This window comes from Cryptosporangium minutisporangium, assembly GCF_039536245.1.
In the GTDB taxonomy this organism is placed as follows: Bacteria; Actinomycetota; Actinomycetes; order Mycobacteriales; family Cryptosporangiaceae; genus Cryptosporangium; species Cryptosporangium minutisporangium.
The window spans coordinates 67,242-77,231 of record NZ_BAAAYN010000022.1; the positions used below are offsets into that span (position 1 = coordinate 67,242).

At 70.7% G+C, this 9,990-nt stretch carries 10 protein-coding genes; 8 read left to right on the forward strand and 2 right to left on the reverse strand.

What is annotated here, in order from left to right; genetic code table 11:
• Positions 1–179 precede the first annotated feature (179 nt).
• Genes ABEB28_RS16700 through ABEB28_RS16710 form a run of 3 tightly spaced genes read left to right on the forward strand, consistent with a single transcriptional unit; the run spans position 180 to position 2,547 of the window.
• On the forward strand, positions 180–1,016 hold the full coding sequence (locus ABEB28_RS16700; protein ID WP_345729026.1) for a class I SAM-dependent methyltransferase: 837 nt from the start codon (positions 180–182) through the stop codon (positions 1,014–1,016).
• Positions 1,013–1,942: a saccharopine dehydrogenase NADP-binding domain-containing protein gene (locus tag ABEB28_RS16705; RefSeq protein WP_345729027.1), complete on the forward strand. Its 930-nt coding sequence runs from the start codon at positions 1,013–1,015 to the stop codon at positions 1,940–1,942. The genes ABEB28_RS16700 and ABEB28_RS16705 overlap by 4 nt, the downstream gene beginning before the upstream one ends.
• The gene (locus ABEB28_RS16710; RefSeq protein ID WP_345729028.1) at positions 1,942–2,547 is read left to right on the forward strand and encodes a TetR/AcrR family transcriptional regulator; all 606 of its coding nucleotides are present in this window, start codon (positions 1,942–1,944) and stop codon (positions 2,545–2,547) included. The genes ABEB28_RS16705 and ABEB28_RS16710 overlap by 1 nt, the downstream gene beginning before the upstream one ends.
• Here ABEB28_RS16710 and ABEB28_RS16715 read toward each other — a convergent pair.
• Complete coding sequence (locus tag ABEB28_RS16715; RefSeq protein ID WP_345729029.1) at positions 2,519–3,223, reverse strand: NAD(P)-dependent oxidoreductase; 705 nt, start codon at positions 3,221–3,223, stop codon at positions 2,519–2,521. The genes ABEB28_RS16710 and ABEB28_RS16715 overlap by 29 nt on opposite strands.
• Complete coding sequence (sigJ, locus tag ABEB28_RS16720; RefSeq protein ID WP_345729030.1) at positions 3,220–4,086, reverse strand: RNA polymerase sigma factor SigJ; 867 nt, start codon at positions 4,084–4,086, stop codon at positions 3,220–3,222. Before sigJ ends, ABEB28_RS16715 begins: the two co-directional genes overlap by 4 nt.
• Before the next feature lie 136 nt (positions 4,087–4,222).
• Here sigJ and ABEB28_RS16725 point away from each other — a divergent pair, with 136 nt between their 5' ends.
• The 5 genes from ABEB28_RS16725 (at position 4,223) to ABEB28_RS16745 (ending at position 9,862) form a co-directional block, all read left to right on the forward strand.
• Complete coding sequence (locus ABEB28_RS16725) at positions 4,223–5,521, forward strand: ROK family transcriptional regulator (protein WP_345729031.1); 1,299 nt, start codon at positions 4,223–4,225, stop codon at positions 5,519–5,521.
• Between the two features lie 262 nt (positions 5,522–5,783).
• Positions 5,784–7,064, forward strand: a complete 1,281-nt coding sequence (locus ABEB28_RS16730) for an extracellular solute-binding protein (protein WP_345729032.1) — start codon at positions 5,784–5,786, stop codon at positions 7,062–7,064.
• A 175-nt stretch (positions 7,065–7,239) separates the two neighbouring features.
• Entirely contained in the window at positions 7,240–8,082 is an 843-nt protein-coding gene (locus ABEB28_RS16735) for a carbohydrate ABC transporter permease (RefSeq protein ID WP_345729033.1), read from the forward strand.
• A complete protein-coding gene (locus ABEB28_RS16740) occupies positions 8,079–8,912 on the forward strand; it encodes a carbohydrate ABC transporter permease (protein ID WP_345729034.1) in 834 nt (277 codons plus the stop codon). Before ABEB28_RS16735 ends, ABEB28_RS16740 begins: the two co-directional genes overlap by 4 nt.
• Entirely contained in the window at positions 8,909–9,862 is a 954-nt protein-coding gene (locus ABEB28_RS16745) for an ROK family protein (RefSeq protein ID WP_345729035.1), read from the forward strand. The genes ABEB28_RS16740 and ABEB28_RS16745 overlap by 4 nt, the downstream gene beginning before the upstream one ends.
• The last annotated feature ends 128 nt before the right edge of the window (positions 9,863–9,990 follow it).

The window sequence follows — 9,990 nt, forward strand, 5'->3', positions numbered from 1 at the left end:
CGAAGTGCGACAACCACCAGGCCGGCGCCCGCGCGTGGAGCCCGAACGCGGGGCTGCCCGAACGCGGGGCTGCCCGAACGGGGCGGGCGCCGATGGTGCGGTTGCGGACGGTTGCCCTCCGGCCGCCTCACGCCTATGGTGAACACTCGTTCATGAACATCAGTTCACCAAGGAGAGCCATGACGCAGATCGTCAACACCGGGCAAGCCGAGGCGTGGAACGGCTACGAAGGCACTCACTGGGCCAGCAACGCCGACCGCTACGACGCCGTGAACAGCGGCTACAACCAATCGATCCTGGAGGCCGCCGCGCTCGCGCCGGGCGACGACGTCCTCGACGTCGGCTGCGGTAACGGCCAGCTCACTCGGCTCGCCGGCGCCGCGATCGCGCCAGGCAGCACCCTCGGCATCGACCTCTCGGCGCCGATGCTCGCGACCGCGCGCGCCCGCACCGCGGCGTCGACCGTGCAGTACGTCCGCGGCGACGCTCAGGTCTACCCGTTCGAGCCCGCCAGCCGGGACGTCGTCCTCAGCCGCTTCGGCGTGATGTTCTTCGCCGATCCGGTCGCCGCGTTCGCGAACATTCGCCGCGCGCTGCGCCCCGGCGGGCGGATGGCGTTCGCCTGCCTGCGCGGCGTGGCCGGTACCGAGCTCGGGACCGTGTTCGAGGCGATGACCCGTCCGCTCCCGCCGTCCGAGCTGCCGACCGGCACCGACGGCACCGGGCCGACCTCGCTCGCCGACCCGGACCGCATCCGTCAGGTCCTCACCGCCGCTGGGTTCTCGAACGTCCGGACGCAGGCATGCGACGCCGAGCAGATCTGGGGACACGACGTGGCGGACGCGGCGGCGTTCCTCGGCGCGTGGGGGCCGGTGCGGCACCAGCTGTCGCAGGTCGACGCGGCTACTGCCGAGGCGGTGACGGACGCGCTGACCGAGGCGCTGCGGCCGTTCGAACGCGACGGCGCGGTCCGGCTGCGGGGTGGAGCGTGGTTGGTCACTGCGGTCACGCGATGAGGGCCGGCGATCCCCAGCGGATACTCGTGCTCGGCGGGTACGGCGCGGTCGGACGGGAGGCCGTCTCCGCGCTCCGCGACTGGTACGACGGCGAGCTGATCGTCGCGGGTCGGAACCCGGGAAAAGGTGAGCTACGGCTCGACGTCGGGGACCTCACCGCCTTGCAAGACGTCGTGTCCGAGGTGGACGCCGTCCTCAACTGCGTCGAGCTGAACAATTCGCTGGTCGCCGAGGTCTGCCTTCGCCACGGCGTGCACTATCTGGACGTCACGGCCACCCCGGAGGTGCTGCGGGGGATCGAGGCGCTGGACCCGATCGCCGGGGAGTCGACCGCCGTACTCAGCGTCGGCCTCGCGCCGGGCGTGACGAACCTTCTCGCCGCGCTCTGCACCGGCCCCGAGGTGAGGGTCGGGGTCCTGCTCGGAGCAGGTGAGCGGCACGGGCGGGCCGCGATCGAGTGGACGCTCGACGGGCTCGCCCAGCTCGGTGACGCCTGGCCGATGCGGTTTCCGGCGCCGTACGGCCTCCGCACCGTGCGGCGGTTCCCGTTCCCCGGCCCGGAGACCGGTCTGTGCCTGGACTCGCGTCCGCTCACGGCTTTGCTCGGGACGGCCGCGCGGCCGAGCGTCCGCAGCGTCTTGCAGAAGCCACGGATACGCTCGGCCGCCATCGCAGCGCTGAGCCGCACTCACGTGGGTAGTGACGGCTTCGCCGTCGTCGCCACCGACGGACGGTGCACCGCCTCGCTCGCCGGACGCCGGCAGAGCCGGGCAACCGGGCTGGTCGCCGCGCTGCTGATCCGACGCCTCAGCGGCTTCCCACCCGGCGTGCGCCACGTCGAGCAGCTGGTCGACCCGGCCCAATTCTTGGACGAGCTGGCGAGCCACGGCTTTCGGCTGGAGGTCGATCAGTACGCTCCGGGCTGATGTCACCGAGACGAGCCGCAGCGCTGCGCAACAGCCAGGGCGCCGCCAACCTGCGGGAACACCTCATCGCCACCGCCGAGCGAATGATCGCGACCGGCGCCGACACGCTGACCGTGCGGGCCGTCGCCGCCGAGGCACGGGTGGCCGACGGCGTGCTCTACAACTACTTCGCCGACAAGGAAGAGTTGCTGGCGCTCGCGCTGCACGCCCATGTCCGCACCGTGGAGGCCGGGCTCGGACCGTTGCCCGAGCCCGGACGGGGCACTCTCGAGGAGAATCTGCGTACCCACGTGACCTACGGGTTGGCGCTGCACCGCCGCTGCCTTCCGGCGTTCACCCGGACACTCGGCCAGCCGAAGGTGCTCGCCCGGTTCGCCGCGATCGACGTGCCGGGCCAGCCGTGGCGCGACCGGCTCGTCGAGTACCTCCGGGCGGAGCGCGACCAGGGGCGTCTCCGGGCCGACGCCCGGGTCGACGCGGCGGCGGCGATGATCGTCGGGGTGTGTCACGAGGTGGTGCTGTCAGTGATGTTCAGCGTCGGCGAGCCGCCCCAGCCGCCGGACGTCGACGACCTGGTCACCGCCGTGCTCCACGGCCTCCTTTGAACGCTTCGCGCCAGATCAGCGTCGCGAGGCTGGGCTGTCCCACCACGGTGACGACGCCGATCGCGGTGCGCACGTACTGCTCGTCGGTCAGCTGTCGCAGCAGGCAGTCGGCCAGGTCGGCACGCGACGTGAACCGACCCTCGACGTGGTTCTCGCCGACGCGGTAGGCGGTCACCTCGCCGGCGTCGTACAGCCCGGAGGGCCGGACGATCGTCCAGTCGAGGTCGCTGGCCCGGATCAGAGCCTCCAGTTCGGCCATGTCCGCGTAGACCGTGCGGCCGACCACGTTGACGATGAACGGCTGCAGGATCCGGTTGAACAGGAACCCGCCGCTCTGCACGTGGCTCGGATCGGTGACGGTCGACGTCACGCACACCAACCTGGTGACGCCGTGCCGCTTCATGGCCGCGACGATGTGTGCGCCGCCGTGCGAGTAGACGGAGACCGGCTTGCGCGTATAGGGGACACCGAGCGACGAGATGACGGCGTCGTGCCCCGCGACCGCGTCGTCGACGGAGTCCGGGTCGTGGACGTCACCGGTGTGGACGCGTAATCGGTCGTGCCGCAGTGGGAAGGCGTGTCGAGTGAACGCGGTGACGTCGTGGCCGTCGTCGAGAGCTTGCCGGGTCACGCGGCGTCCGGTCGGGCCGTTGGCGCCGAACACGAGGACCCTCACGAGCGCACCGCCGTGAGCTTGTCCGGGTTGGTGATCGTGTAGACGCCGGGGATCGAGCCGTCGTCGGCCAGGTCGAGCACCATCACTCCGAACGGTGCGCCGTCGGCGTGCAGCAGCAGCGAGAGATCGCCGTTGACCAGCCGGTACTCCACGTCGAAGCGGTCCGGGTAGCGGGACCCGATCGCGGCGAGCACGCGCGCGACCGCGTCGCGTCCGGTGACCGGCCGGGGCACGGCGCGTGCCTTGCCGCCGCCGTCGGTCCAGAGCGTGACGTCGGGTGCGAGCAGCTCCAGGAACGCGGCCAGGTCGCCGCCGCGTAACGCCGCGACGAAGCGCGCGGTCACCGCTTCCCGGACGCCGTGGTCGGCCGGGTATCGCGGACGCCGCGCCCGGACGTGCTCGCGGGCCCGGTGCGCGAGCTGACGCACCGCGGCCGGTGTTCGGTCGAGCATCTCGGCGATCGTGGCCTGCGGATAGCCGAACACCTCGTGCAGCACGAACACCGCGCGCTCGGCCGGGCTGAGCGTCTCCAGTACGACGAGCATCGCGAGCGACAGGGACTCGGTTCGCAGCACGGCGGCGTCGGCCGGGTCCGCGCTGATCACCGGCTCGGGCAGCCAGGGACCGACGTAGGTCTCCCGGCGGCGTCGGATGGTGGCCTGCCGCGCCAGGGCTTGGTTCACGGCGACGCGCACCAGATACGCCTTGGGGTGAACGACCGGTGCGTCGGCCGGACGCCCGGCCCAGGCCAGCCACGTCTCCTGCAGGACGTCCTCGGTGTCGGCGACGCTGCCGAGCAGACCGTAGACGATCGAGAACAGCAGCTCGCGGTGGTCGACGAAGACATCGGTGGGATCGGACATCGGGCGGCCTCCTGTTGTGGTCGCCTCTGAGAGAGCCCGCGAGCGCTGAATGTGACATGGCACCCGTGGTCAGGCTGACGGCCGCGCGCTTCGCCAGGTTACGTTGAGGTGTCCGCGCCAGCAGAGAAGAGGAACGGTGCAGCCGCACGAGTCCGCCCGGGGACCGCACGTGTTGCGGCAGATCAACTTCGCCGCCGTGCTCCGCGCGGTGCGGGAGCACTCACCGGCGCGGGTGGCCGACCTCATGCAGGCGACCGGCCTCTCCCGGCCGGCGGTGACCAGGGCGGTCGCGGAACTGCGGGACGCCGGCCTGGTGGCGGACGTGGACGAGACCGCGCAGGTCTCGATGGGCAGGCCCGCGCAGTGGATCCGGTTCCGCGCCGAGGTCGGTCACGTCGTCGGGGTGGACGTCGGGTCGCACAAGGTGATCGCCATGGTCGCCGACCTGGCCGGCAAGGTCGTGGCGTCCCGCCAGGTGACGATCGGGGACGGGGCGACCGGCGACCGGCTGCTGCAGTCGGTGCGCGACACGATCGCCGAGGCGCTGGCCAAAGCCGACCTGACCGGTGAGGACGTCTGGGGGATCGTGGTCGGGACGCCGGGCATCGTCGACGAGAGCAGCGGCGAAGTGCTGCTCGCTCCCGGCATTCCGGGGCTGGCCCACCTGCCTGTGCTGGACGAGCTGCGGACGCTGACGCCGAGTCCGGTGCTGATCGAGAACGACATCAACCTCGCGGTGCTCGGCGAGCGCTGGTGCGGGGCGGCGGTCGGTAGCGACAGCCTGGTGTTCGTGCACTGGGGTGTCCGGATCGGTGCGGGGATCATCATCGACGGCAAGCCGTACCGCGGTGCGAACGGCGCGGCCGGCGAGATCGGGTTCGCCGACGTGTTCTCGGCACCGGAGACGCCGGATCCGGCGTCGCTCGTCGGTGCGGAGACCAGCGGGGTGAGCGAGCACGGGGCGTTCGAGCGCATGGTCGGCACGCAGGCGATCGCCGAGCTCGCGGACGCCGCGGCCGCGCTGGCCGCGCGCGATCCGGAGGCGCTGCTCGCCCCGGACACGCCCGACGTTCTGGAGGCGGTGGCCGCCGTGACGAGCGGGACGGCTTCGGACGGCGTCGCGGCGGTCTTCGCGGCGGCGACCGCAGGGGACCCGACCGCGCTGGCGGTCGTCGACCGGATCGCGGCGCGGTTCGCGCGCGGGTTGGCCGCGATGCTGCTGGTTCTGGATCCGGGCGAAGTGATCATCGGCGGGGGTCTGTCCCGGGCGGGGGAGACGCTGCTCGCTGCGATCGAGCGGCACCTGCGTCCGCGGATCTTGACGTCGCCGCGACTGGTGCTCTCCGATCTAGGCGGCGACGCGGTGGCGCTCGGCGCGGTGCGCCGCGCCCTGGATCACGTGGAGTCCCGACTGCTGGCCCACCCGGGAGCCTGATCTCTCGGCGAGTTTTCGGGAAGGCCACCTCAGGGGCGCCTCGTACGGGTGGATTTTTCGGGAACCACCCCACCCCGGCGACCCCGACCTACCCCGCGGATAGGGGATAACGAGTGGGTCACGTCCCCCGAGAGCGATTGACGCCCGTCACAAGCGCGCGATACTAACGATCCATTCGTTAATAACCCCGGCAGCGCTGTCCGCGGTTCACACAACACCCCGGTCCGGGCGTCCCCCGCGCCCAACCTCAGGAGGAACACGCATGGGTGCAAGAGGCAAGACGCGCTGGTTCGCGCGTCTGGCCGGTGCGACCGCACTGGCGTTCGGCCTGGCCGCGTGCAGCGGTGGCACCGGCGCCGACGACGCGGACAACTCCGGCGGCGGTGACAGTGCCAAGGAAATCAAGGTCGTCATCGCTGAGTACAGCAAGGAACACACGGCCACCTTCTGGAACGCGTTCAAGAAGACGTACGAGGACAAGACCGGCGTCAAGCTGAACCTGCAGATCATCAGCTGGAACGACATCGACCAGCAGGCCAGCACGATGGTTCAGAACGGCAACCCGCCGGACATCCTGAACCTCAACGCGTACGCCAGCTACGCCAAGGACGGCCTGCTCTACAACTCCGACGAGGTGCTGACCGACAGCGTCAAGTCCGACCTCATCGACGCGTTCGTCAAGAGCGGCACGTACAACGGCAAGATGTACGGCTTCCCGGACCTCTCGTCCGCCCGGGCGCTGTTCTACAACAAGGACCTGTTCGCCAAGGCCGGCATCACGGCCCCGCCGAAGACGTGGGACGAGTTCGTCGCGGCGGCCAAGAAGGTCCAGGCCCTCGGCAACGGCACGATCGGCTACGCCCAGCCGCTCGGCCCGGAGGAGGCCCAGGCCGAGTACTCGATCTGGATGTTCAACAACGGCGGCGACTGGAAGACCGACGGCAAGTGGACGATCAACTCCGCGAAGAACGTCGAGACCCTGCAGTTCCTCCGGGACCTCTCGGTCAAGGAGAAGGTCACGCAGAACAACCCCGGCAAGACGAACCGGACCGACGGCGCCTTCCCGCTGTTCACCTCCGGTAAGGCCGGCATGATCGTGGGCTTCGGCCCGCTCCAGGGCGACCTGGACAGCAAGTACAAGAACGTCAAGTACGGCATCGCTCCGATGCCGACGAAGGACGGCGGCGCGCCGCAGACCTACGGCGTCACCGACTACCTGATGGCGTTCAAGAAGGACGGCAACCAGGAAGCCATCAAGAAGTTCTACGAGCTGTACTACTCGCCGGACCAGGTCAACACCTGGATCAAGTCCGAGGGCTTCCTTCCGGTGACCAAGTCCGGCCTGGAGGAGTTCTCGTCGGACGCCTCGCTCAAGGTCTACCTGGACACGCTGCCGAACATCCACTTGACCCCGACCGACGACCCGGCCTGGGACAAGATCAAGCTCGCCGTCCAGCAGAACCTCGGCACCGCGGTCTCCCCGTCGGGTGACCCGAAGAAGGTTCTGGACGACCTGCAGAAGACCGCGGAAGCCGGCGGCTGACATGGCGCCCCGGGCTGATTCCCAGCCCGGCGCGCTCGCCGACAGCCCGGCGCCCGACCCCACGGAGGGGGTCGGTGCGCCGGGCTCTGTCCCGAGTGCGCCGGTAACCCGCAGGAAGGCACCGAGGCCACGCGGGCGCGCACCGTGGTGGGTCGCGCTGATCTGGCTCGGACCGGTGCTCGCGCTGATCTTCGGCGTCGTGATCTACCCGGCGATCGAGCTGGTCCGGGCGTCGACCGGCGAGTACTCGATCACCGGCCTGCGCCGCGGCTCCGCCGGGACCGAGAACTACACCGACGTCCTCCAGCACCCCGCGTTGGGGACCGTGCTGCTGAACACCTTGATCTGGGTGTCCGCGGTCGTCGCGATCACGATCCTGCTCAGCCTCGGCCTGGCCCAGTTCCTGTCCAAGGAGTTCTTCGGACGACGGATGGTCCGCTGGGCGGTGCTGGTGCCGTGGGCGGCGTCGCTGGTCATCACGGCGCGGCTGTTCACGCTGATCTACGACTACTACCACGGCATCCTGAACGTCTTCCTGATGAAGCTGCACGTGATCGACGAGCCGATCGACTGGCTCGGCGACGACAGCTGGACGATGCCGTCGATGATCGCGGTCGGCGTCCTGGTCTCGGTCCCGTTCACCGCGTACGTGCTGCTCGCCGGCTTGAACGCGATCCCGGACGAGGTGCACGAGGCCGCGCGCATCGACGGGGCGGGCCCGTGGCAGGCCTACCGGCGGGTGACGTTCCCGCTGCTGCGGCCGGCGCTGCTGGTGTCGGCGGTGCTGAACATGATCTACGTGTTCAACTCGTTCCCGATCATCTGGACGCTGAACGACCGGAACCCGGGCTACACGCACGACACCACGATCACCTTCATGTACAAGCTCGCGTTCAAGAGCGCCGACCGGGACGTCGGCATGTCCGCGGCGGCCGGCGTGTTCAACGTCCTCCTGATCCTGGTCGCGGTGGTGCTCTACCTGCGGCTGGTGAAGTGGCGAGAAGAGGACCCGACATGAGCCTGACTTGGCGCCGACTGCGCCCGGTGGTGTTGCCCCTGGTGGGGCTGCTGGTCGCGATCGTGTTCCTCGCGCCCTACTTCGTCATGCTGCTCGACTCGCTCCGACCGGGCAGTGAGGCGCTGGCCAGCCCACCGACGTTCCTGCCGCAGAATTGGCAGCTGGACGCCTACGGCGAGATCCTCGGCGACTCCCGGTTCCGGAACTGGCTGAAGACGTCGCTGCTGGTCTCGCTGGCCTCGACCGTGATCGTCATCCTGGTCGCGATCCCGGCCGCGTACTTCACCGCGCGGTTCAAGTTCCCGGGCCGCACCGCGTTCCTGTTCCTGGTGCTGGTCACCCAGATGTTCGCGCCGACCTCGCTGGTCGTGGGCATCTACCGGGAGTTCTTCGAGCTGTCCATGGTGAACACGTACGGGGCGCTGATCCTCACGAACGCGGCGTTCAACCTCGCGTTCGCGGTCTGGATCATGCACGGCTTCTTCGCCGCGCTGCCGAAGGAGCTGGAGGAGGCGTCCGAACTCGACGGCAACGGCCGGGTCGGCACGATGCTGCGCATCATGCTGCCGCTGACGCTGCCCGGCGTCGTCACCGCGACGATCTTCACGTTCATCGCGGTGTGGAACGAGTACGTCGTCGCGCTGACCCTGATGCAGGACGACGACAAGAAGCCGCTGACCGTCGGCATCAGTTCCTACGTGACGGGCTACGACCAGAACTGGGACCAGTTGTTCGCCGCGTCGATCGTCGCCATCGTGCCCGTCGTCATCCTGTTCGCCGTGATCGAGAAGCACCTCGTCGGTGGCCTGACGGCCGGATCGGTCAAATGACCGGGGCGACAGTGCCGAGCGCGCCGACCGTCGTCACGCTCGACATCGGAGGGACGACGATCAAGGGCGCCCTGGTGGCGGCCGACGGTCGGGAGGTCGCGCTGCTCGAGCGGCCGACCGGGGCGACGGAGGGCACCGACGAGGTGGTCAGACGGGTCCGGGCCGCGGCCCGGGACCTGGCCGACGCCAGCACGGTCGCGGCCGGGCTGTCGGTGCCCGGCATCGTCGACACCGCCGCGGGGATCGCGCGGCACGCGGTGAACCTGGGCTTCCGGGACACGCCGCTCGCCGCGCTGGTCGCCGAGGAGATCGGCGTGCCGGTCGTGCTGGAGCAGGACTGCCGCGCGGCGGCGGTGGCCGAGAGCCAGATCGGCCTGGGCCGCGACGCGCGGGACCTCATGGTCGTCGTGCTCGGCACCGGCGTCGCCGCGGGGCTGATCGTCGACGGCAAGCCGCTGCCGGGCGCCGACGGCAGCGCCGGTGAGCTCGGCCACCTGCCGGTCTACCCGGACGGTGAGTACTGCGCCTGCGGGCAGCGTGGCTGCCTGGAGGTGTACGCGTCCGCGTCGGGGATCGCCCGCCGATATGCGGCGGCCGGGGGTCGGGCGGGTGCGACCGCGGCCGACGTCGCGGGTGCGCTCGATTCGGACGTGGTGGCCGCGCGCGTCTGGCGGGAAGCCACCGAGGCGCTGGGATTGGCGCTGGCCACGGCGACGTTGCTGCTCGATCCGGCGCTCATCGTGCTGGCCGGCGGGCTGACCGGGGCCGGCGACGCGCTGCTCCGCCCGGTGCGGACGCAGCTGCAAGCGGCGCTGGCCTGGCGGGCGGCGCCCAGCGTGGCGAACTCACCGCTCGGCGGCTCGGCGGGGCGGCTGGGTGCGGCGATCCTGGCCTGGCGGGCGGCCGGTTACTCGGACGTCGTCCCCGGAGCATTACGCGACGCGGTCTGACCCGCCGCTCCACCGGCGGGTCGGTCCCGGCGCGCGGTCCGACCGCGCGCCCGGCCCGGCTCGGGCGGCGTCGCGCCGCTCGGCTGCACCGCGCCGCCCGGCCGAGCTGCGTCGCGCCGCCCGGGCGG